Here is a 23,256-nt window from a genome sequence, read left to right as displayed (position 1 = left end):
GTGCCATTGAATTAAAAAGTAATAAGCAACCCAATGTTTCGCTTGTTTTTTGTCCACTTTATATAGTGAGAATACCTTTGAACATTGGGTTGAATTTTTACCTCAATGGAGACTATATCAAACATGACTTACGCGCCTGTAACAGACGTATTGAGCGGTAAGCTGGCCGTTGACAGTGAAGTGACTGTCCGAGGCTGGATTCGTTCTCGTCGTGATTCCAAAGCTGGAATCTCTTTTCTTGCCATTTATGACGGCTCTTGTTTCGACCCGATTCAGGCCGTGGTCCCTAATAATCTGAATAATTACAATGACGAAGTGCTAAAGCTCACTACTGGCTGCTCTGTCGAAGTAACAGGTAAGATTGTTGAGTCCCCTGCTTCTGGTCAAGCATTTGAACTTGCAGCAACTGAGGTGAAGGTTGTTGGCTGGGTTGAAGATGCTGAAACCTACCCAATGGCAAAAACTCGCCATTCAATTGAATATCTTCGTGAAGTGGCGCATCTTCGCCCACGCACCAACGTGATTGGCGCAGTGGCTCGTGTACGCAACTCCCTTTCTCAAGCCATCCACCGCTTTTACCACGAGCAAGGTTATTTCTGGATGTCAGCGCCGCTGATTACCGCTTCTGATGCAGAAGGTGCGGGTGAGATGTTCCGTGTTTCAACGCTGGATTTCGCTAACCTTCCTCGTACTGAGCAAGGCAATGTCGATTTCAATGAAGACTTCTTCGGCAAAGAGACATTTCTTACAGTTTCAGGACAGTTAAATGCCGAAGCGTATGCTTGTGCATTAAGCAAAGTGTACACTTTTGGCCCAACGTTCCGTGCTGAAAATTCAAACACGAGCCGCCACCTTGCAGAATTTTGGATGGTAGAGCCAGAAGTCGCGTTTGCTGATCTAAACGATGTCGCGAAACTGGCTGAAGATATGCTGAAGTACGTCTTCAAAGCCGTTCTTGAAGAACGTCGTGATGACCTTGAGTTTTTTGCTTCGCGTATCGACAAAGAGGCAATTACTCGTCTTGAGCAGTTCGTTAATTCAGATTTTGCGCAAGTAGACTATACCGATGCTGTGAAGATCCTAATCGATTCAGGTCGTAAGTTTGAATTTGATGTTGAATGGGGCATTGATCTTTCTTCTGAACACGAGCGCTTCCTTGCTGAAGAGCACTTCAAAGCGCCTGTGATCGTCAAGAACTACCCTAAAGACATTAAAGCATTTTACATGCGTCTAAACGACGATGGTAAAACTGTCGCTGCAATGGATGTTCTTGCCCCAGGTATTGGTGAAATCATCGGTGGCTCTCAACGTGAAGAACGTTTAGATGTTCTTGATGCGCGTATGATTGAAATGGGCATAGATCCTGAACACATGAGTTGGTATCGCGACTTACGTCGTTACGGTACTGTACCGCACGCGGGTTTCGGCCTTGGCTTTGAGCGCTTAGTATCCTACGTGACTGGTATGGGCAACGTGCGTGATGTGATTCCTTTCCCACGTACACCACGCTCTGCAAACTTCTAAAAATCAAACACGATTTTTGTAAAAACCACCGACGTTAAACTCGGTGGTTTTTTTATTTCCCCAACAATCAGTGCTCACTCTCAATAACAATAGAGTGAATTTCAAATAAACATGAGATCAAAATCACCTCAATTTCATCTTCCTTTGTTACATTTAGTTCAATTACATGATCATGTTCACTCTATTGTGCTATGCAACCGAGTTACATTAACCACGTATTCAGATCGACCCATGGCGAGAACTTATATGAAAAAAAATGATGTAGATAATTTGCAGTACAATGGTGAAACAAACGGTGTTCATGGCTGGATGACCCCTTCTGGTCAACCTTACTACTGGCATCCTGATTGGCTTCATATCGCAGAAGATGCTACTGGCTTAAAGCCTAAACAAGCGTTAGATGTGGCAGAAAATGAGCAAGCAACAAAAAAACATGCCGTGTCGGCTATTTTGAAGCATATCAATCAATGGGCTTCAGAAAAGCTCGCCGAACACCCTGAAATAGAAACCGAAGCCATCGAATCTCAAATTGGCTTAAAAAAGTAACTACTACGACTTGTTGGGAGCGTCTCAACAAGTCGGTTTCAACTAAAAATAAATGAAGATCTGATCTATAAGTGCCTCGATGAAGCTCGTTGCAATATTTCCTGCGCTATTTGATTGAGTGGTAGCACCGAACAAGCACCACCACGTTCGATTGCCTCTTTGGGCATACCAAAAACGATACAGCTTGCTTCATCTTGTGCAACTGTATAGGCACCGCTCTCTTTCAACTCATGCAAACCTCGTGCGCCATCATCTCCCATTCCCGTCAAAATAAAACCGACAGCGTTAGGGCCTACATGCTTTGCCGCTGAGCGAAAAAGTACATCGACTGATGGTTTATGCCTGTTAACTGCGGGGCCATCTTTGATTTCGACTTGATAATGTGCACCACTTCGATTCAGTTGCATGTGACGGCCACCCGGAGCGATCAATGCCAACCCCGGAAGAACTCGGTCGCCATTCTTTGCTTCCCTGACCTCTATTTGACAAAGCCCATTGAGCCGGTCAGCAAACATCGCGGTAAATTTTTCGGGCATATGTTGCACGATAACAATCCCCGGAGAGACTGCTGGCAATGCTGTTAAGATCGCTTCTAAAGCTTGTGTCCCACCTGTAGATGTGCCGATCACGACCACTTTTTGTGTGGTCTTCAATGTTAATGTCGAGTGATTCGGATTCGGCATTGTTTGCTGTACTTTCTTGAGTACATGAGGTTTGGGTTTAACAATATTTTCTAGCTTTGCTTGTGCGGCGGCGCGCACCGCACTTAACATTTCCTGCCGACTTTCTTGTAGAAAATCTTTCAACCCTGCTTTGGGTTTAGTGATAATCGTCAACGCACCCGCTTGCAATGCTTGCATAGTCACTTCCGCACCACGTTCCGTCAGTGTAGAACAAATGATGACAGGCGTCGGATGCTCCGCCATCAGTTGCTTAAGAAACGTAATACCATCCATACGAGGCATTTCTACATCTAAAATAATCACATCTGGCCATTGAACAGCCATTTTTTTTTGAGCGAATATGGGATCAGAAGCGGGAGTCAGCACTTCAATATCAGGTTCATTACTCAACAAAGCGCTGATCACTTGCCGAACAACCGCGGAGTCATCCACGATTAATACTTTTATTTTTTTCATGTAATGCCTCTATAAGTCGACACTCAATGGCTGATTAATAAGCTACCTCTCTTGCAGAAGATCGCCCATATTGAACCCAAACATCACCATTTTGGACATCAAAAAATACTTTACGATAACGCTTTCCACCCACATCATTGCGGCTTACTTGAAAACCGTGCTCTTTCAGTAACTGCATACCCAGTCGCACATTTTGTTGTGCAACATTTATCGAAGCGACTTTGCTGTAGTGACCTGCAAACATAGTGCTACCTCCAAATACTTTAACAACACATTCCTTAGGATTGATTTGATGTCGTCGACACTGAAGGGAAAAGTACGCCACAACATCGCTAGCATAATAGCCTTCAGGTTGTTTGGCCTCTTCACCTAGGGCGGATCGCTGGCTCAACAGATAATGGCACATACCCACTAACTGCGTTTTTGGATGCCATAACGTAATGGCAACGCACGAACCCAGCAGCGTATGAATCCAACCTCTGTGATGACCAAAGAATATCTCGCCAGGCATCAAGTTCAGAGCCTCTGTTTTAGGTAAAAATTCGTTCGCCATTAATCACGAATCCCTCGTTTTTGATAGATAGACGGCTGCAGTAATTGCAAGTCATCGCAGTTGAGTCCGTTTAATGTTTCAGAGTGGCCTATTAATAAAATACCGCCACTTTTTAATCGGTTCGTAACGTTACTGATGACTCTTTGTTTGGTATTTTGATCAAAATAAATCATAACATTACGTAAAAAAATAAGATCAAAGTGACCAAGTTCATCCAACTGATTTTGTAAGTTCGCTAATCCGAATTTTACTTTTTTCCTTAATGAATTAACGATTTTCAATGTGTCATGCTTGGTATCAATGCCTTTTCGGCAATACGTTTTGAGATAGGCTTTCGGTATATGTTCATGGCGTAGCATCGGATAAATACCTTGTGATGCAATTTGCAACACTTGACTATTGATATCGGTACCAACTATTTGCCATTCTCCTTGGTAACGGCTGTCTAATAACATTGCCAGAGAATAAGCCTCTTCACCTGTCGAGCTTGCTGCGCTCCAGCAACGGATCTGTTTTTTACCCCATACAGTGAAGAGATGGTGCTGGATATAAGCAAAATGGGCCTCTTCTCTGAAAAAGTACGTTTCATTGGTGGTCAGCAAATTGATGGCTCGTTGCTGTTCAAGTTTGCGTACTTGCTGATCGCTAAATTTCGTCAAATACTCAAAATACTTCCGATATGAACTTATACCGAGCTCTCTTAAGCGCCCGCTTAAACGCCCAACCACCAACGCTTTCTTACTGGGTGTTAGTGCAATACCTGCAGATTGATATATCCAGCCACGATACAACTCAAAGTCCGCATCACTGATGATGGACATTTGCTCCATGGCTGAATTCCCAAGTTGCTGAGATTTGTGCTTAACTTGCAAGTTCATTCTGCTCTTTGACCTGTTCCATCATGGCCAGCTCTTCAACAGATAGGACTTTATCCTCCGCTAAAATAATGACAAACTCTTCATCGAATTGAGCCATACCACAAATAAATTCGGTCCGGATCTTGGTACCAAAATTAGGGGCAGGTCTCATAAACTTACTTGATATTTCAATGACTTCAGAAACACTGTCAACCATAACACCTAGGTCTTGACGCTGTTCTTCATTCGTCACTTCGATAATGACAACACAAGTCTTTTTATTCACTTCTTGCGGTTTAAGATAAAAACGCCGAGCTAGGTTGACGACAGGTACCACTTCACCACGCAAGTTAATAATGCCTTGAATGTAGTCAGGCATCATTGGCACCTGAGTTACTTTGCCATACTCTAATATTTCCTTAACATGCAAAATCGCAAAGGCGTACATTTCACCATTGAGCTGAAATGTTAAGTACTGTTGATCTTGTGCTAATTCTGTATTGGACTTAGCCAATATCATCGAGTTAGCCTCAACCGGGATAAGATTAGCCACATTCACCTCCAGCCACTAAAAGCGCACATACTCAGGTTCATCGTCCATAGAGACAAACTCAACATCTTTCTTCTGTTTAGGGCGTTGCTGCTCGTGGTGAACTGAAGATTTATTTGCTGCTTCACGGCGATTATTTTCTGTTTTGAAGAAGGTCATTAGTTGCTGGAGCTGCTGTGCTTGGCTACTCATCTCTTCAGAGGTCGACGCAAGCTCTTCTGATGCGGAAGCACTTTGTTGCGTGATACTGTTGAGCTGTTCCATCGCTTGGTTAATTTGTGTTGCTCCGGTTGCTTGTTCCATTGAAGCTGCGTTGATCTCTTGCACTAAATCGGATGTTCTTTGAATAGAAGGCACCATTTCATCCAGCAGTTTTCCGGCTTGTTCCGCTAAACCAACGCTATTTTTAGCGACCTCACCAATTTCTTGAGAAGCAACCTGACTGCGCTCTGCCAATTTTCGGACTTCGGCCGCTACCACTGCAAAACCTTTACCATGCTCGCCAGCTCTAGCAGCTTCGATTGCGGCGTTGAGCGCAAGTAAGTTAGTTTGATAAGCGATATCATCAATAATACCAATTTTCTCAGCTATCGATTTCATCGCTAACACGGTTTTAGCTACCGCTTCTCCACCTTCTTTCGCTTCTTTAGCCGCTTTACCTGCCATGCTATCGGTCACTTTCGCATTTTCAGTGTTTTGCGCGATTGAGGCTGACATCTGCTCTACCGACGAGGTAGTCTGTTCAACACTGGCCGCTTGTTCGCTCGCACCTTGACTTAAGTTCTGAGCGGTAGCTGAAACTTCTTCGGATGCCGAAGCCAATGCATTACTTGAGCTATTCACTTCACCTACGATGTCTGACAACTTGGCCACCATTTTTTGCATGGCTTCAAGCAAGCGACCCAATTCATCGCCTGACGTCGCTTCAATTTTACCTGTTAAATCACCCACAGCGAGTCGGTTAGCCAGCGACACTGCTTGCTCTAAAGGATTACAGATCCCGCGGATCAAGGTAACCGCAAATCCAATACCAAACAGTAGCCCCAATATAATTGATCCAATGGCTATTATTTGTAGGTTGTCATAAAGCTCAACCTCATGGTTATAAACATTCTGTGCTTCATTAGATTGCAGCTGAATTAATGCATTTACTGTTTTTTCAACGGGTGCATAGAGTGGGCGCACTTTATCAACCGCAAGGCGAGTCGCTTCATCAATGTCTAAACGTCGCAAAGCATCAATGGTGGGCTGTAGAGCTTGCTCAACAAAGACTTTATTTTGTTCTTCAAATTGTGTTGCTAATTCAGCCTCCTCCTTGGTTAATTTAGTTAACTTGTATTTGCCCCATTTGTCATCAATCACTTTGAGGTGGTTCTCAACCGTCTCAATCTGAGCACGAATAATATCCGCTTCTGGGTACAGTTGTGAGAAAGCCAGCGCTATACGATTGCTCAGAAGACGAGATTTAATGTCACCGATAGACAGTGCTGGTACGGTTCGGTCATAGTAGACCGTTTCTAGCCCATGCAGTGTTTTTTGCATGCCATAAAGCCCGAGTGATCCGACTACAATGAGTAACAAACTTAAGATGCCAACTAGCATACTTAGTTTGAATTTAACTGAAATATTTTTAAACATAGCCTATTCCTTTCTGACGATGTAATTGAGCCAAGTTAGTGCATTGCCAATAAGCGATGCTTCGACTCTTCCTTCATAATATGTTGCGATAAACTGGCGATATCTAAGATAAGAGCAATATCCCCGCTGCCCAAAATAGTCGAACCGCTGATTCCTTTAACCCGTGAAAAAATCGGCCCAAGTGGCTTAATTACGGTTTGTAATTCCCCCAACAAATTATCCACGATCAAACCAGCACTTTGCCCCGCACTACTGACCACCACCACATTTTGGCGTTTTGAGCGACGCGCAGTGAGGTTAAATTGCACTCTTAAATCAATTAAAGGCAGCACTTGTCCCCTGAGATTAATATAAGGTTTGCCTTGGCCATCTTTGAGCCACTGGTCATCAAGTTCGACGCATTCTTGAACGGCATCCAATGGCACAACGAAGGTTTCGCTACTCACTTCAATTAGGAAACCATCAATGATCGCGAGTGTGAGCGGCAATACAATGCGGATAGTTGTTCCTCGATTAAGTAGGCTGTGAATCTCTACTCGACCTCGCAAATCAGTAATATTTCGCTTCACTACGTCCATACCGACACCGCGTCCTGAAATATTGGAAACCTGCTGGGCCGTTGAAAAGCCGGGCTCAAAAATGAGCTGAAAAATCTCGTCATCGCTCACGAGTTGGTTTTCATCAAGTAGCCCTTTTTCAATCGCTTTTGCGCGCAATTTTTCGCTGTTGAGCCCTTTTCCGTCATCGCTCACATCGATCACTATATTGCCTGAGTCATGGTAAGCATTGAGCGTGATGGTGCCGTGAGAAGGTTTACCATTTGCGACACGCTCTTCCTCTGTTTCAATGCCGTGGTCAATCGCATTGCGCACTAAATGCATTAAAGGATCGCCAATTTTTTCAATCACTGATTTATCTAATTCGGTATCCGCACCGGTAATCGTAAGATGGATACTTTTGTTTAGCTCCTTCGCCATATCACGAACAACGCGTTGAAAACGGGCAAATGTCGCACCGATAGCCACCATTCTAAGCTGCAGTGCCGCGTCTCTGACTTCTTCGAGAAGGCCATTGAGCCGTGCAACAGATTCAATCATTACATTTTCGCCAATTAGCTCCGCCTGTAATGCACTGCCGGCACCTGCGGTGACCAATTCCCCGACTAAATTAATTAAGGTATCTAACTTTTCAGCATCCACTCGCAAGCTTTTTTGCTCTTTGGTTAGCGCCTCTCGAGCTTTACTTTGTTTATCGACCGCCGCATTGAGTACGGGTGCTAATTGAGCATCAGCCTGAGTGATAATTTCGCCTATGGGTATCGCGTCCGAACTCGCTTCTCGCCGCTCACTTTGTTGCTGCAATGCACGCTTCAATTCAGTCTCAGTGAGCGCGCCACAACGAACTAATATTTCGCCAATTCTATAATTTTCATCGGGCATTGATTGAATGTGATCAATGAAGTCACCCACTTTGGCACTGGGTGGAAAGATGCGAACGTCACCTTCTTCACGAATGAATTCAAACACGTCTTCGATTTGTTGTTTAGATGCCGGCGAATAGAAACGCAGTTCAAAACCCAAATAACAACATTCCGGATCAAAGTTGTGCCAATCAGGTAATTTTCGGTCGACCGCCTCGATATAAATAACCTCTCCCAGCGTAGTTAAATAAGAAAGAAAAGAGAGCGGATCCATACCATCTTGGAATGCATGAAGCGGGAAAGTTAAAGAGATATGCCAGCAGAAATTGTCGAGTGCGGTGTGATCAGGTTCAGATTCCGTGGTTGGTGAATGACTTTCTGGTTCAGATTGACCTAAAAACTCAGACAATCGGGCTCCTAAGCGCTGTCCGGTAACGTCATCTTCTGATGACTCTTGCCCCGTTTGAGCATCATCAATCAAGCTCACCATGTGATCGCGGCACTCAAGCAACAAGGAAATATGCTTTTCATGCAACTTAAGTTGTTCTGAGCGCAATAAATCAAGCAAGCTTTCTACTTTATGAGTAAAACGAACGATCTCATTTAAGTTAAATATCCCTGCTGAGCCTTTTACAGTATGCGCTGCTCGGAAAATTGCGTTTAATCGCTCATTTAAGCCATCAAGATTCCCGCTATCCAGTTCAAGAAGGTCAGATTCCATCCCTTCAAGCAACTCCCTACTCTCATTAAAATAAGTTTGGAGCGCCGCAGCCATCATTTCGTCCATAGTATCTCCCTGGGGCTTCGTCATTAGCTTGTCACTTTGTCTTATTGTGAACTCGAAAGAACGATAGGGTCATGAAACCATCCCACTAGCCCCAGTTTACCCAGCACATCCACCACGACTTCACTGTGATGAATCAGTTCACATCCCTGTTCTATTCTTGCTTTTTTAAATGCCATTAATACTTGTACGCAACTGCTGTCCAGAGCAGTGACTTGGGAAAGTTCAATGGCGATCTTCTCGCTATGAGACACAAAAGGGGTCAGCTGCTCAAACAAATTTCGAGCCTCATAAATCGTCAGTTCACCGTCAAGTTTTAACATTAATTGCTCATCGGTTTGGTGTGGAGTCAGCATAATCCCCCCTTAGGCTTGGATCAGTTTTGCTACGGCGGCAAGCATCTGTTCAGGTGCAAAGGGTTTTACAACCCAAGCTTTCGCACCCGCAGCACGACCCTGTTCTTTCTTCGATGCCTCAGATTCAGTTGTGAGCATAATCACCGGCGTAAATTTTGTGTCTGGCCTTTGCTTCAGCTCTTTAAGTAAGGTAATGCCATCCATATTCGGCATATTTACGTCGCTGATGACCAAATGAACACGATTCCCGGCCAATTTGGATAATGCATCTTTACCATCATGAGCTTCGATCGTCTGATAGCCTGCTCCTTTTAAGGTCATACTCACAACCTGCCGAATTGAAGCCGAATCATCTACAACAAGTACCGTTTTGTTCATCACAGAGTTCCTCATTTATTCATTTACGGTTCTCAAAAGAAAGTAATGTCCGTGCTAGTCACCTTGCTTTTCACCTCAGTAACCTTGCCTTTGTGGCTTTCATGTTGTTCTATCATGGTGTAGTTCTTGGTCATTTTTTCCAGCCATTTTTGCGGGGATAATTCGCCCGCGATCGCATGATTGCTGTCTTGTTTGAGCAGCTCTAATGAGTCACTGAGTTCTTTGAGATTGGTGCTGATTTGCTCTAATATTTGGCTTACTCGGTCTTGAAATTGCAATTTCACAATCACACTACTGATTGTTTCCTTCACCGAAAATGCATCTTCTTTTAACCGCTCAGACTGTTGCTGTAAGGTTTGTGCCATATCTTGGAAGTGGTTAATGACATAATCGATACGCTGCTCGGTTTGTTCCATTTGTTCACTCTCAGCCGCAATAGCCATTTCAGCCGTCTTAAATGTAGTATTAATCGCATCACTGACAACGTTCACTTTCTCCGTCATGCTGCTAGCGATCTCCCTTGAACGCTGTGAAAGGTTACGCACTTCATCGGCCACCACTGCAAAACCTCGACCTGCCTCTCCTGCTCTGGCTGACTCAATGGCAGCATTAAGTGCTAATAAGTTGGTTTTTTCAGCAATGCCCACCACATCGGTTGCCATTTTTTTTAAATCGACTGTGTATTGATCAAGGCTGCGCATTTCATCAAGCATATGCTCTCTTGTCTTTTGGCTTTCTCTAAGCTCATCAACCGCTTTAGAAAGCATGGCTCGACAACGCTCAATTTCGCTCATTAAATTGCGCTCATCTTTTAAGGTTGAACCTTGCGAGAAGGAGAGTGCTTGTGAAAGCTGCGTGACAAGATCACCAAATTGCTGGCTCAGTTGAGTAACAGAATCGGTAAGTTGCACATTGGCTAAATCAATATGACGAGACCACACTGGCAGAGATTGAGCAAAGAGAGGCTCTAAAGAATGATATCCATCCAGTTGGATCTCTTGTGTTTGAGAAAGGTGTTCAATCGTCTTTTTTTGAGCTTTGACTTGGGAAATGAAGGATTCGTAATTCCAAATTGCATAGCTAACACTAGCAAAAGTAACAAATAATAGAGCCCAAACACCAAAATGTGTTGGCTGTGGCATAAGAGCAACTATCGACAATAGCACTAAGGGCACGTAAACACGTACCAGCCTAATGAGGAGCATGATTTATTATCCTTTAGCCATAAAACACTGACGAAAGCTATGACGTTATGTAAGAAGTTGTTATGCAACGCCTGGAGCTCATAACTAAAGATAGGAAAGCTTGGAGGAATCTGCAATGTAGTCGGTAGATGTAATTTTACTTTTGTTGTGTTAGGTAATTTTAAACAGTCCACTCTTATCAGCCAGAGTAACGATTGACTTTCGTTAAATTCGGCTCAGTAACGTCATTGGGCCCTCTCCTCTGTTTCTCATAACATGACGCACTGATCGGATCACATGGGCTTTATTTTATTTAGCTATCTTTCCTAGAAATACATCACTAGAATCCATCGCTTTTCTGATCCTCCGCACATCGGTTAATCACGAAAACACAACATCGAACGAATTTAATCACCTAAACTTAAGCATCACATACTGTAATGAAATCAAATTCATGAATAATACCAAGCGAAACAACAGCCAACTCACCGCACTGCTCTACCTCTTAGCTGCGCTGCTATTTGCCACCTATGGCGGACGAATCTGTCCGATGTTGTCCAGTTTAAGCGCATTAGAAATCACCACTCATGTCACGATTAGTGTATTTTGTGCATGGGTAATGCGTCGATATCTCTTTATTCACCATCATTGGGCAAAAACAGAGCAGTATGCGAAGCTCGATAGTGTTTTGTTTTTTCTTGTCAGCATTCCACTATCCCTTTACTACAACCAGTACTATCAATTTACTCTCGATAGCAACGTAAAAGTCCTGTTTGGTTTAACACTGTTTGGTTTCTTTACCGGAAGCTTATTACAACTCATCGCTAAACGAGCTCAATATCGCCAGCACGCAGTACAATTGAATCGTCAACAACTCCAAGGTGAAAGGCATTCGATTGTTAAGCAGATGATCGGGTTAATGATGCTGATGATCATCACTCTGACAGCCACACTCACGATGGTCGCGGTGAAAGATCTTTTTTGGCTTGAACATAACCCTGCCAGTTTAATCAATGGGCATGGCAAGATAAGTATTATTAAAGAGTTTATTTATGTTTCTTTGGTTTTGGGCGGTTATGTGATCGCTATCCTCTGGCAGTGGGGAAAGCTGATGAAGCAAATATTGCACGCTCAAGAGCATTCGTTATGCCAAGTAACTCAAGGTGATATAGCAAAACGCTTACCGATTTTTGAAAATAACGAGTTAGGCTCTGTGGCTTGGTTGACCAATCAAATGTTGGATAGCCTACAAAACTCACAGGATGAAGTAAAAACCACGCGTGATGTCGCCATCGTCAGCCTGGCCGCTTTAGCTGAATCTCGCGATAATGAAACTGGCGCTCATATTTTACGTACTCAAGAATATGTCAAAGTACTCGCGCAATATCTAAGCCAAAAACCGAAATATCAGCCTTTATTAACGCCCACTTATATTGATTTACTCTACAAATCAGCCCCATTACACGACGTTGGCAAAGTCGGTATCCCTGATGCCGTCCTGCTGAAGCCGGGCAAACTCACCGATGATGAGTTCACTATTATGAAGGGACACCCTGAGATCGGCGCACAAGCGCTGTCGATTGCCGAGCAGCACCTTGGCACAAGTTCCTTTTTAGCAATCGCGAAAGAAATCGCCCTCACTCACCATGAAAAATGGGATGGTTCGGGCTATCCAAAACAACTCAAAGGGGAAGAGATTCCACTCTCAGGCCGTTTAATGGCACTGGCTGATGTATATGATGCGCTCATCTCAAAGCGCGTTTACAAACCCGCGTTTTCTCATGATGAAGCAAAAGCCATCATCCTACAGGGCGAAGCGACACATTTTGACCCACAAGTCGTAGAGGCTTTTTTGAGTGTTGAACAACAATTTGTCGCCATTGCCGCTCGCCATCAGGATAAACATTAATCTCTTGTTACAGTGACTCCTCCGCTCAATGGCAAAATATCGTATTTGATGATGAATTTTGCCGTTGAGCTGACTACTTCTCAAAGTAAAACCTATTTAATTTCCCCACATGAAAACGGTGGATGATAGAGTTTTTTTAAAAAAATCGCCTTTTTGTTCATGATTCTTAGCCAACACAAATTATTTTCAGTTTTTCTGTTTTGTGTGTTGTAACGGATATTTCATAAAGGTATAAATACCTTAATTTTATGTTTCTAAAATCCCTTCTAACACTTTACATGGATGATGATTATGTTTGAAAAAGTTGTCGCAGCTCCGGCCGACCCTATTCTTGGTTTAACCGAAGAGTTTAAAAAAGATCCTCGCACTGAAAAAATTAACCTCGGTGTTGGTATCTACAAAAATGAAGCAGGTGAAACACCTGTTCTTGCGACAGTAAAGAAAGCGGAAGCGGCGTTGCTTGAGTCTGAAAAGACCAAATCTTATCTCACCATTGAAGGTACTGCTGAATATGGGCTCGCGGTACAAAAACTCCTGTTTGGCGATGAATCTGAGATTGTGACGCAAAAGCTCGCAAAAACGGCGCAAGCGCCGGGTGGTACTGGTGCACTGCGTGTAGCTGGTGAATTTATTAAGCGTCAAATCGGCGACGTGAAAGTGTGGATCAGCAACCCAACATGGGCAAACCATCACGGTGTTTTTAATGCGGCTGGTTTAGAAACCACGCAGTATTCGTACTACAATGCCGAAACGAAAGATAAAGATTTCGCAGCGATGCTTACCGATCTTGAGCAAGCTCAAGCGGGTGATATTGTTCTTCTACACGGGTGCTGCCACAACCCAACTGGCATTGATCCAACCGATAAAGAGTGGGAAACGTTAGCAAAATTAGTCGCTGATAAAGGGCTTCTTCCTCTGTTTGACTTTGCTTATCAAGGTTTTGCGAAAGGTGTTGAAGAAGACGCACAAGGCCTACGTACTTTTGCGAAATACAATAAAGAGATCTTAGTGGCGAGCTCATTCTCTAAAAACTTCGGTTTGTACAATGAGCGCGTGGGTGCGTTTACCATCGTTGCTGGCTCAACAGATGTCGCTGAAACAGCTTTCTCACAAATCAAAGCGATCATTCGTTCTATTTATTCAAACCCACCAGCGCACGGTGCTGCGGTCGTTACTTATATCCTCAACAACGCCGAACTGCGCGCAGAATGGGAAAACGAAGTGACGGAAATGCGTGAACGTATTCAAGAGATGCGTGAGCTGTTTGTTACCACCCTAAAAGCCGAAGGTGTGAAGGCTGATTTTAGCTTTATTGAACGTCAAAATGGCATGTTCTCTTTTTCTGGTTTGAACAAGGAACAAGTTGCTCGTCTGAAAGATGAATTAGCAATTTACATCGTCGGTTCCGGCCGTATCAGTGTGGCAGGCATGACGAAATCGAATATGGGCCCACTGTGCAAAGGTATTGCAGCGGTTCTATAATCGATAATGATAAGAAATAGACAACAATAGCCGCCACTTGTCGGCTATTTTTTTATCTTCAATTCACTGACATGGCACTTGATTCACATCGAAGCGCGTACACTTTCCCCTCTTGCCTGCAAAGCACGTTCTTTTCATGTACTATAACTCTCTGAATCCTATGTCCAATGCCACCGATGTGACCTGCTCCCTTTGACCAGTTACATCGTTTAGCTGGCTCACGACGTCAGAATCCCACAATATGAACTCCGAAACACAAGGAAGCCTCCATGGAAGCAGAATTAATTGAAATCAAGAACTTCCTTGCTCAGTATCCACCGTTCAATGAACTACCTGAAGAAACACTGATCGAAGTGACGCAGAGCGTAGAAATCTCCTATTTTCGACAAGGTACACCCATCATTCATTTTGGTGATCATATCCAGGACTTGTATTTGATCCGCAGCGGCGTCGTCGAGGTGTACCGTCGCAAAGGCGAATTATACAACCGCCTAACCGAAGGCGGTTTATTTGGTCAAATGGGGCTATTGACCAATAACCGTGTTCGTTTTCCGGTCACAGCGATTGAAGATACGCTGGTTTATTGTATTCCAGAGGCAAGGTTTCAGGATTTATATGACAACTATGATTCCTTTGCTGATTTCGTTGAAGTGCAAGATAACGCACGCCTTCGCCAAGCCGTACTGAGTAAAACAGAACAGAATGATCTCACCACCTCGAAAGTGCGAACCTTACTCAGCCGAGAAGCCCCTTTCGTTTACAAAACAGAAACCATTCAACATGCGGCGATCAAGATGGCGGAAGAGAGTATCTCTTCGCTGCTGGTGATTGACCCTGATATTTTGCAAGAGAGTGACGACGATAACAGCCCGGTAATCGGCATCCTGACTGACCGAGATCTCTGCACGCGTGTATTAGCCGTTGGCATCGATCCTAATCACCTCGTCACGGAAGTGATGACAACGGAGGTTATCTCATTAGATCATAATGCTTATGTCTATGAGGCCATGCTGAAAATGCTTCGGTACAATGTTCATCATCTTCCTATACTCAAAGAAAAAAAGCCGATCGGTATCATTGAAGCGACCGACATTGTTCGCTACGAATCACAAAACTCATTGCTGCTCGTCAGTCGCATCTTCCAGCAACAAAGCGTTGAAGAGTTAGCCACACTGTCGCACCAAGTCAAAGACAGCTTTGTTCGTTTAGTCAATGAAGATGCAAACTCACATATGATCGGCACGGCGATGTCAGTGATTGGCCGTAGCTTTAAACAAAGAATCATTGAACTTGCCGAAGAATTACTAGGCTCGCCGCCTATTCCATACTGCTTTTTAGCCTTGGGTTCTATGGGCCGTGATGAACAGTTAATTGTCACGGACCAAGATAACGCTTTAATTTTGGACGATAGCTATGAAGAAACACAGCATGGTGCTTATTTCGAAGCGTTCGCCAAATTTGTCTGCGACAGCTTAGATCAATGCGGTTACAGCTACTGTACGGGGGACATTATGGCAAGCAACCCGATGTGGCGTATGACTCGTAAAGAATGGGAAGCCTGCTTTGCCGATTGGATAGATAACCCTAACCCTAAGGCGCTATTGAATGCATCCATCTTTTTTGACTTATACGGAGTGTGTGGCAGGACCAAATGGGCAGAACAACTGAATGGGTTTATTGTACGACGAGCACGCAAAAATAATCGATTTCTTGCATGCCTTGCACGAAATGCACTGAACCGCACGCCACCATTGGGGTTTTTCAAAGACTTTGTGATGGAAAAAGATGGACGACACAATAACACCATCAATTTAAAACGTCGCGGCACGGCACCGTTAGCGGATTTAATCCGTGTGCATGCATTGGCTGTCGGTTCACGTTCTACCAACTCGTTTGAACGTTTAGATGACATCATTGAAGCCGGAATTCTACCCAAAGGACGGGCGCAAGATCTGCGTGACGCAATGGAGTTTATCGCGATGGTACGCATTCGCCACCAAGCGGCTGACGTTGAACAAGAAATAGAGCCAGATAACAATATCGAGCCAGAAAATCTATCCGATTTTGAAAGACGCAACTTAAAAGATGCGTTTCAAATCCTAAGCAATGCGCAAAATTTCTTGAAATTCCGTTATCAAGCCAGCAATAACTTTAAGTGAGAGTGATGATTAAACAATGGTTTCAAAAACCGAGCATCGATTGGGTAGCAAAATATGCCAATAAGCAGTCGTTGGTTAACCATCCGTTACTCAAAGATTTTTATTCAAGGCCGATTGCTAAGGGTAGCACGCCAATCGATGAAATAGAGTTTGTCGCTTTAGATTTGGAAACAACGGGTTTAAGTGCGCAGCATGATGACATTATCACCATTGGCTTGGTGCCTTTTACCTTAAACCGTATCTATCTAAACCGCTCTAAACATTGGATAGTTCGGCCACGCCAAGCGTTAAAAGAGGATTCGGTGGTTATCCATGGCATCACACACAACGATATTTTAGATGCGCCAGATTTGGCAGAAGTGCAGGAGTCGATACTGAAGGCCTTATCTGGAAAAATTGTTGTGGTTCATTACCGTCATATTGAACGTAGCTTTCTCAATCAAGCATTAAAAGTGCGATTGGGTGAAGGTATTGAGTTCCCTGTGATCGATACTTTGCAATTGGAGACGGAAATTCAACAACGGTTGCATGGAGGTTTATGGAACCAGTTAAAAGGGCAAAAACCACAATCAGTGCGTTTAGGGCAAGCGCGAGCGCGTTATGGGCTACCAGCGTACACCCCACACCACGCTTTAGTTGATGCTATTGCCACCGCGGAATTATTCCAAGCACAAATCGCTCATCATTTTGATCGGCAGCAAAGTGTCCGAACGTTGTGGCTATAACTTTTTGATTATCCTTTCAAGGGATTCTTTCAAGGTTTAGTACCGTGCTCGACACGAGCAAAAAAGAGGAACCCATGTTAGGTTCCTCTTTTTAATCACATCTCGGCTTTTACGCTTAGAACTTACAGCTTAAAGCGACGAATTTCATTTTCTAACTGATGCGAAAGCTCAGAAAGTTGTGATGCTTGTTCTGCTGCTTCATGCGCTTCTTGTGCAAGATCGTTAGAAACATCGCGGATCCCTTCCGTATTACGAGTAATTTCCGACGTCACAGAAGCTTGCTCTTCAGCGGCCGAGGCAATTTGCGTCGCCATGTCACTGATGCGCTCAACTGAATTATGAATTTGCATCAAACTTGCTGCAGCGGCGTTCGCATCATCTACGCTGGTTCCAGCAAGCATACGGCTATCACCCATAATGCCAACCGCTTTACCCGTCGTTGATTGCAACGTTTCGATCATCTGCTGAATTTCTTTTGTCGAAGCATGTGTACGTTGACTAAGCACACGAACTTCATCGGCAACCACCGCAAAGCCACGACCTTGCTCACCAGCACGCGCCGCTTCAATCGCCGCATTCAATGCTAGCAGGTTAGTTTGCTCTGCTATGTTTTGAATAGTCGCCAGAATCGTATTGATGTGTTTACCGTGTGCTTCCAGCTCAAGGATAACATCAGTGGCCACTTGAACTTCTTGAGCCAGATTTTGAATCGAACCTTGTGTTTGTGAAACTTGATTCGAACCATGTACGCAAGCCGTTACCGCTTCGCCAGAGTTTTGAGCGGTATGATCTGCGTTACCGGCAATCTCTTGTGTAGCTGCGGCCATTTCATTGATGGCCGTAGCCACCATATTAATTTCATCTTGTTGTAAACGGATACGCGCACTACGCTCTTTGGCTTGAGCGGCCGTCTGTTTTGACTGTTCAGACAACGCAGCAGAAACAAAGCTGAGCTTAGAAACCATGGTGTGCATGTTACCGACAAAGATATTGAAGTTTTGTGCTAATTGCCCAACTTCATCATCACTTCTTGGTTCAAGACGTTGAGTTAAATCACCGTCTCCAGAAGCAATTTCCTCTAAGGCTTTGGATACTCGGCTAAGATCTCTAAACAAAAAGCTCACTAACCAAGAGACGATTACAATCACAGCAATAGTAATCACAAGCGCAGTCACAATCAGGCCGGTAAGCAAAGATGTATGCGCTGCTTCTTCCGTTGCACGATCCATTTGGATAGCGAAAATCCAATCGGTTTGCGGCACTTTGGCGAAGTAAAATAGCTTATCAACACCTTGTAATGACGAGTCTTCAACGGTACCTGAAGCCACTGCTTGCTCTATCATGTTCATCGTCAACGTCTTCGACAATGACGACACTGGTTTTAATAAGAAATTTTTATCTGGATGCGCTAAAAAGGTTCCATCTTGCGCATCAATCAACATCGCGTAGGCGTTTTTGCCCGCATCTAAACTGATGACATCTTGGATGAGCTGATCGATTAACACATCGGCACCAACGACGCCGACAAATTGCCCATTGCGACGCACAGGCTCTGCAATTGTCACCAACAGTGCATTGGTGATCGCGTCTTTATAAGCGGGGGTGATAATTTGTTTATTCGCTGAAACGGCATCTTTATACCAAGGGCGTTGGCGAGGATCATAGTCAGCACGGTTACGCTCAGGGTGTGAACGATACATCTCTCCTTGCGGTGTACCAAAGAAAATATCATCAAAGCCACCCGCTTTGCGAGCTTGCTGTAAGAAAGGGACGACATCATCTTGAGCGGTGTAGTCATTAAAAGCAGTTGAGATCTCTTTACGGACCACAATCCAGTCCGAAATGCCTTTCGCAGCGGCAGCTGACAAGCTTTCTGCCCGCGAATATACGCCATTTCGAGTTTGTTCAAAGAGTTGATCAGCGGCTAGCCAAGTCAACGCGCTCGCCATAACGACGACGGCAGAAAGACTGGCACCGATTAGCTTTTGCTTTAGGGTCAATTTCATTGGGTTACAAAATGTATGAAGCGGAAAAGGTGGCGAATATTAACCAGATTTCGCATAAGTTGCACTAATTATGTATCTATTTTTGACACAATATAACCTTTTGCTTTTACTAAAGTTATTAATTAATGTTGTCATGACGACTGTCAAAAAAACAGCAAAAAGGCGACTAAAAGTCGCCTTGATGATTGAACGTCCATACCCTTCCCACTTAAAGCAGCCTTGGGTATATCTGAATTAGTGCTTAGATAATTCGGTTCGCATACCTAACAGTAGGCTCACACACATCAATAGTAAGACGATGGTAAATGGCAGCGCCGTTGATATTGCCGCAGCCTGCAACGCTTCAATAGCATTGGTGCCACCAATCCATAACAAGGCTACGGCGATAGCGCCTTCCATCAACGCCCAGAAAATACGCTGTAGGACAGGGGCATCCACTTTGCCTCCAGCAGTAATACTATCAATGACCAGTGACCCTGAATCTGATGAGGTGATAAAAAATACCAACACTAACACAACCGCAATCACTGAAAGTAAGGTGCCATAAGGCAGTGCATCAAACATTTGGAACATCGCCAGTGGCACTTCGGTCAAACCATTCGCGCCTAATTGACCAACATTGTTGATGACTTGATCAATCGCCAAACCACCAAATACAGACATCCAAATCAAAGTAACAGCAGTAGGTACTAATAATACGGCGGTGAGGAACTCGCGGATAGTACGACCTTTTGATACTCGCGCAATGAACATTCCAACAAATGGTGACCATGAAATCCACCAAGCCCAATAGAACACTGTCCAACCTTGGAACCAAGCCTCGTCAGTTCGACCGTGCGGGTTACTGAGTGGGATGATATTTTCAATATACGCCATTAATGTGGTTGGAATGGATGAAAAGGTTACGGTATAGCCAATCAGTGCAACTAAAATCAACAGCAAGAACGCAACGATCATATTGATGTTACTGATGACTTTGACACCACCATCAATACCACGCACCACGGAGACCACTGCTAATAAAGTAACGACGGTAATCACGACAATTTGTAAGCCCATTCCGGCATCAATGCCAAACACATGATGGATACCACTAGCCGCTTGTTGCGCACCCAGCCCTAATGACGTTGCTAAGCCAAATAATGTTGCTAATACAGCCAGAATATCAATGATATGCCCTGCCCAGCCCCAAGCACGATCGCCAAGCAACGGGTAAAAAATAGAGCGAATAGAAAGCGGAAGCCCTTTGTTGTAAGTAAAGAACGCAAGGGAAAGCGCTACCACACCGTAAATGGCCCAAGGGTGTAGACCCCAATGGTACATGGTTGCACCTAATGCTAGTTTAGCCGCTTCGGGTGTGTTGGCTGCAACACCTAAGGGCGTCTCATACCAACCGGTAAAATACGCCACAGGTTCAGCGACACTCCAGAACATGAGACCAATACCCATCCCTGCGGCAAACAGCATAGAGAGCCAAGAAATAAAAGAGTAGTCTGCTGTCGCCTCTTGGCCACCTAAACGTATTTTACCAAAGGGAGAAACTATCAAGCCTAAGCAAAACAGCACAAAAAGATTACCCGACCAAATAAACAGCCAGTCAAAAGTGCCAATAATTTTCCATTTAACGCCATCAAGCACGCTCTTCGCAACCTCAGGATCAACGACTAAAGCGGCGACTAAAAATAGCGCAATAAATCCGGCGCTAAAGCCAAACACTGGGTTATGAACATCAAACCCCCACTTTTGCACGTTATCTTGCCCGACGGTGTAGTCAGTACTGTCGATACTGTACTTATCAATACCTTTTGTCATTTTACCTCTCTAGAAATCTAGACATGATTTTTCAGTTGAGATTAATAACCATGAGAACGAAACAATTTTAAGACAAAAACCAAAAATAACTTCGTACTCATAGCAATTTATTTTTTCAATATGCTGAATACCCTACCAAAATCACAGAAAAAATCCACTAAAAAGCAACATAAAATGCCATAGAAGGCAAGAAACAAGCTTTAATGGTTAAACTTCAACCAATTTAGGGTGAAAATCGAAAACAAAAACATTCGAGCACTAATCATTTTACATCTCAACTTATACACTCATCATCTTAGACCAAAACAAAAGAGGTCGAATGCTACTTTTCAAGTGAAAAGAACTGCGCTATGGTCCCCGCTTATTAATAACTTTCTTTTTGGGACAATGAGTTTGGAAAAACATGAAGAAGTTTTGATCTCAATTCGACAAATTATTCGCGCAATTGATCTGCACTCTAAAAAACTGAATAGAGACGCAGGGCTTACTGGTCCCCAGCTTATTCTAATGCGTTCAATTCAAACCCTTGGTGAGGTGACTATCCGCACATTGTCGGATCATACGAACATGAGCCAGGCCACTGCCACCACCATTTTGGATAGATTAGAGCGCAACGGATACGTACAGCGAATTCGCAGCAATACCGATAAACGAAAAGTGCACGCCCATTTAACGGACGAAGGTAAGAAGCTGCTAGAAAAGGCACCGCAACCATTGCAAGAAAGCTTTGTCGAACAATTTAGGCAGCTTCAAGAGTGGGAGCAAAGCTTGTTGCTCTCATCAGTACAACGTTTATCTTCTATGATGAATGCCGAAAACATCGATGTCGCACCGATGCTCGAAATTGGCTCTATTACCAAAGAAGAGTAGCTTTGATTGCATTTTAAAATTTGATCGTAAAAAAGCCTCGGGGCTACCGAGGCTAATTCATTCACAACGAACAGCAGATTAAATGGCTTTATAGATAACTTTGTTGCCTGCTAACTGCTCTTTCACTACCAGATTTTCTTCTACTAGTTTCTTGAGTGCGCCAGTGGCCCAAGCGGCAGCTTTCGCATCTTCTTGACCAGCACTTAAGCCGATCGATTTAGGATTCATACCTTCTGCGTGGTTAGCGACGATATCTAAAACCTGTTGCTGTTTTGGCGTTAACGCAACATCCACTTTTTTAGAGTTCGCCGCAGCTTTCTCCACAACTACTTTTGTTGCAGCGGTTTTTGCTACGGTCGATTGCGCTGTTACAGGCTTTGCTGATTGAGAGGCGATCAAGTTTGCAACAGTCGCTTTAATACGCTTTTGCAATTTTGCCTGCACCTTACGCTTATGAGCAAGTCTCATCGAATATTTCTCCATTTCACTGCGTTTCAAGCAGTGGTGAAAATTTGAAGCGCGTTTTATATCAAAAATCGTCCTCGATTTGTAGGGCATAGCACAGATTGAGGGGCAAAAACGCATTTTGATGCGGTAACTGACTACAATTTATACAGGTCGCAACAGCCAACAACGATGCTGTAGCTCGAAGGAGTTTCACTGTTTTATGCACACCCAACATTTGTCTAATACGCGCTTTTCTCTGCAATCACCTGTGGTTAAATGGATCAATACGACTTGTATCATCGCTTCAATTTGCATTGTCATGTTCTCATCCAACATTATTCATGCGCTGCTGTTAGTAAGTGCACTGGCAGTGACTCTAATCACCTTCTATCTTTTGATTTTGAAAGGAAAAGTTAGCTACACCCTAACCGCTACCCATTTTCAGCAGCATCTCTTTAAAGGAGGTTGGGTCGTAAAATGGAACAATATCAGCCGCATTGGGGTATGCAGTTATGAATATCATGGTTGGCACCAACCTTTGCCTTGGATTGGGATCAAACTGAAGGATTATTCACCTTACCTTGAGAGTGTGTGTCCCAGAATCGCTAGTGAGATCTTGCTCAGCCAGCGCGCGCTGCTCTACTTAGGAGCAAAACAACAGCGCAAAGAGACTCAATTTGAAGATTTGGTACTCGACAACGCACCTTACACTGCGCCAAACGGTAATTACTATCATGGTCTTATGGCAATGTTAGCCAATCGGATGCGCTATCAACGGCAATTTTTTGATTATGATATTTTTATCTCAGCGCACGATCTGGATCGTGACGCCGAGGCGTTTGTGGGGCTGATTCGGCGCTACCTCGCGGCGGCCGAACCAGACTAAGACATGGTTTAATGAGCGCAGAAGGAACACT

General features: G+C 44.0%; 20 protein-coding genes. 8 read left to right on the top strand and 12 right to left on the bottom strand.

The genetic code is table 11. From position 1 onward, the window contains the following. Nucleotides 1-123 precede the first annotated feature (123 nt). Entirely contained in the window at nucleotides 124-1,524 is a 1,401-nt protein-coding gene (asnS, locus tag AACV12_RS11980) for an asparagine--tRNA ligase (RefSeq protein ID WP_026028293.1), read from the top strand. A gap of 246 nt (nucleotides 1,525-1,770) precedes the next feature. Next, nucleotides 1,771-2,070 carry a hypothetical protein gene (locus AACV12_RS11975; protein WP_017043621.1) on the top strand — a complete coding sequence of 100 codons (300 nt, stop codon included), beginning with the start codon at nucleotides 1,771-1,773 and terminating at the stop codon, nucleotides 2,068-2,070. A gap of 65 nt (nucleotides 2,071-2,135) precedes the next feature. On the opposite strand, the gene AACV12_RS11970 is transcribed toward AACV12_RS11975, so the two are convergent. From AACV12_RS11970 to AACV12_RS11930, 9 genes are read right to left on the bottom strand one after another with little or no spacing between them, the layout of a single operon-like run. Then, the gene (locus tag AACV12_RS11970; RefSeq protein ID WP_013856766.1) at nucleotides 2,136-3,209 is read right to left on the bottom strand and encodes a protein-glutamate methylesterase/protein-glutamine glutaminase; all 1,074 of its coding nucleotides are present in this window, start codon (nucleotides 3,207-3,209) and stop codon (nucleotides 2,136-2,138) included. Between the two features lie 34 nt (nucleotides 3,210-3,243). Beyond that, nucleotides 3,244-3,762, bottom strand: a complete 519-nt coding sequence (locus AACV12_RS11965) for a chemotaxis protein CheD (protein ID WP_013856765.1) — start codon at nucleotides 3,760-3,762, stop codon at nucleotides 3,244-3,246. Beyond that, on the bottom strand, nucleotides 3,762-4,640 hold the full coding sequence (locus AACV12_RS11960) for a CheR family methyltransferase (protein ID WP_170900381.1): 879 nt from the start codon (nucleotides 4,638-4,640) through the stop codon (nucleotides 3,762-3,764). The genes AACV12_RS11965 and AACV12_RS11960 overlap by 1 nt, the downstream gene beginning before the upstream one ends. Continuing rightward, complete coding sequence (locus tag AACV12_RS11955; protein ID WP_228209078.1) at nucleotides 4,624-5,172, bottom strand: chemotaxis protein CheW; 549 nt, start codon at nucleotides 5,170-5,172, stop codon at nucleotides 4,624-4,626. Before AACV12_RS11955 ends, AACV12_RS11960 begins: the two co-directional genes overlap by 17 nt. Before the next feature lie 15 nt (nucleotides 5,173-5,187). Then, nucleotides 5,188-6,807: a methyl-accepting chemotaxis protein gene (locus AACV12_RS11950; protein ID WP_094126904.1), complete on the bottom strand. Its 1,620-nt coding sequence runs from the start codon at nucleotides 6,805-6,807 to the stop codon at nucleotides 5,188-5,190. A gap of 35 nt (nucleotides 6,808-6,842) precedes the next feature. Next, nucleotides 6,843-9,038 carry a chemotaxis protein CheA gene (locus tag AACV12_RS11945; protein WP_094134084.1) on the bottom strand — a complete coding sequence of 732 codons (2,196 nt, stop codon included), beginning with the start codon at nucleotides 9,036-9,038 and terminating at the stop codon, nucleotides 6,843-6,845. 17 nt (nucleotides 9,039-9,055) lie between these two features. Continuing rightward, complete coding sequence (locus tag AACV12_RS11940) at nucleotides 9,056-9,367, bottom strand: STAS domain-containing protein (RefSeq protein WP_013856760.1); 312 nt, start codon at nucleotides 9,365-9,367, stop codon at nucleotides 9,056-9,058. A gap of 9 nt (nucleotides 9,368-9,376) precedes the next feature. Beyond that, nucleotides 9,377-9,760, bottom strand: a complete 384-nt coding sequence (locus AACV12_RS11935) for a response regulator (RefSeq protein WP_013856759.1) — start codon at nucleotides 9,758-9,760, stop codon at nucleotides 9,377-9,379. 17 nt (nucleotides 9,761-9,777) lie between these two features. Further along, nucleotides 9,778-10,950 (bottom strand): methyl-accepting chemotaxis protein, encoded by a 1,173-nt coding sequence (locus AACV12_RS11930; protein WP_013856758.1) that lies wholly within the window; start codon nucleotides 10,948-10,950, stop codon nucleotides 9,778-9,780. 433 nt (nucleotides 10,951-11,383) lie between these two features. On the opposite strand from AACV12_RS11930, the gene AACV12_RS11925 reads away from it, so the two are divergent. From AACV12_RS11925 to AACV12_RS11910, 4 genes are all read left to right on the top strand, one after another. Then, the gene (locus tag AACV12_RS11925) at nucleotides 11,384-12,838 is read left to right on the top strand and encodes an HD domain-containing phosphohydrolase (RefSeq protein ID WP_170900380.1); all 1,455 of its coding nucleotides are present in this window, start codon (nucleotides 11,384-11,386) and stop codon (nucleotides 12,836-12,838) included. A 291-nt stretch (nucleotides 12,839-13,129) separates the two neighbouring features. After that, entirely contained in the window at nucleotides 13,130-14,320 is a 1,191-nt protein-coding gene (locus AACV12_RS11920; RefSeq protein ID WP_088717991.1) for an amino acid aminotransferase, read from the top strand. A gap of 269 nt (nucleotides 14,321-14,589) precedes the next feature. Then, entirely contained in the window at nucleotides 14,590-16,479 is a 1,890-nt protein-coding gene (locus AACV12_RS11915) for a putative nucleotidyltransferase substrate binding domain-containing protein (RefSeq protein ID WP_013856754.1), read from the top strand. A 5-nt stretch (nucleotides 16,480-16,484) separates the two neighbouring features. Then, nucleotides 16,485-17,204 (top strand): 3'-5' exonuclease, encoded by a 720-nt coding sequence (locus AACV12_RS11910; protein WP_069571721.1) that lies wholly within the window; start codon nucleotides 16,485-16,487, stop codon nucleotides 17,202-17,204. Between the two features lie 122 nt (nucleotides 17,205-17,326). On the opposite strand, the gene AACV12_RS11905 is transcribed toward AACV12_RS11910, so the two are convergent. Next, nucleotides 17,327-19,210 carry a methyl-accepting chemotaxis protein gene (locus tag AACV12_RS11905; protein ID WP_170900379.1) on the bottom strand — a complete coding sequence of 628 codons (1,884 nt, stop codon included), beginning with the start codon at nucleotides 19,208-19,210 and terminating at the stop codon, nucleotides 17,327-17,329. Between the two features lie 234 nt (nucleotides 19,211-19,444). Further along, nucleotides 19,445-21,022 (bottom strand): BCCT family transporter, encoded by a 1,578-nt coding sequence (locus tag AACV12_RS11900; protein WP_013856751.1) that lies wholly within the window; start codon nucleotides 21,020-21,022, stop codon nucleotides 19,445-19,447. 393 nt (nucleotides 21,023-21,415) lie between these two features. On the opposite strand from AACV12_RS11900, the gene AACV12_RS11895 reads away from it, so the two are divergent. Then, complete coding sequence (locus AACV12_RS11895; RefSeq protein ID WP_010320725.1) at nucleotides 21,416-21,892, top strand: MarR family winged helix-turn-helix transcriptional regulator; 477 nt, start codon at nucleotides 21,416-21,418, stop codon at nucleotides 21,890-21,892. Nucleotides 21,893-21,970: 78 nt separating this feature from the next. Here AACV12_RS11895 and AACV12_RS11890 read toward each other — a convergent pair whose 3' ends face one another. Continuing rightward, nucleotides 21,971-22,360 (bottom strand): hypothetical protein, encoded by a 390-nt coding sequence (locus AACV12_RS11890; protein WP_026027541.1) that lies wholly within the window; start codon nucleotides 22,358-22,360, stop codon nucleotides 21,971-21,973. 199 nt (nucleotides 22,361-22,559) lie between these two features. On the opposite strand from AACV12_RS11890, the gene AACV12_RS11885 reads away from it, so the two are divergent. After that, on the top strand, nucleotides 22,560-23,225 hold the full coding sequence (locus tag AACV12_RS11885) for a DUF2982 domain-containing protein (RefSeq protein ID WP_013856748.1): 666 nt from the start codon (nucleotides 22,560-22,562) through the stop codon (nucleotides 23,223-23,225). Nucleotides 23,226-23,256 lie beyond the last annotated feature (31 nt).

The sequence above is a fragment of the Vibrio sp. 2-2(8) genome (genome assembly GCF_963888495.1).
GTDB lineage: Bacteria > Pseudomonadota > Gammaproteobacteria > Enterobacterales > Vibrionaceae > Vibrio > Vibrio anguillarum.
Note: the sequence above shows the minus strand (reverse complement) of the source record. Positions and strands in the feature narration are given on the sequence as shown.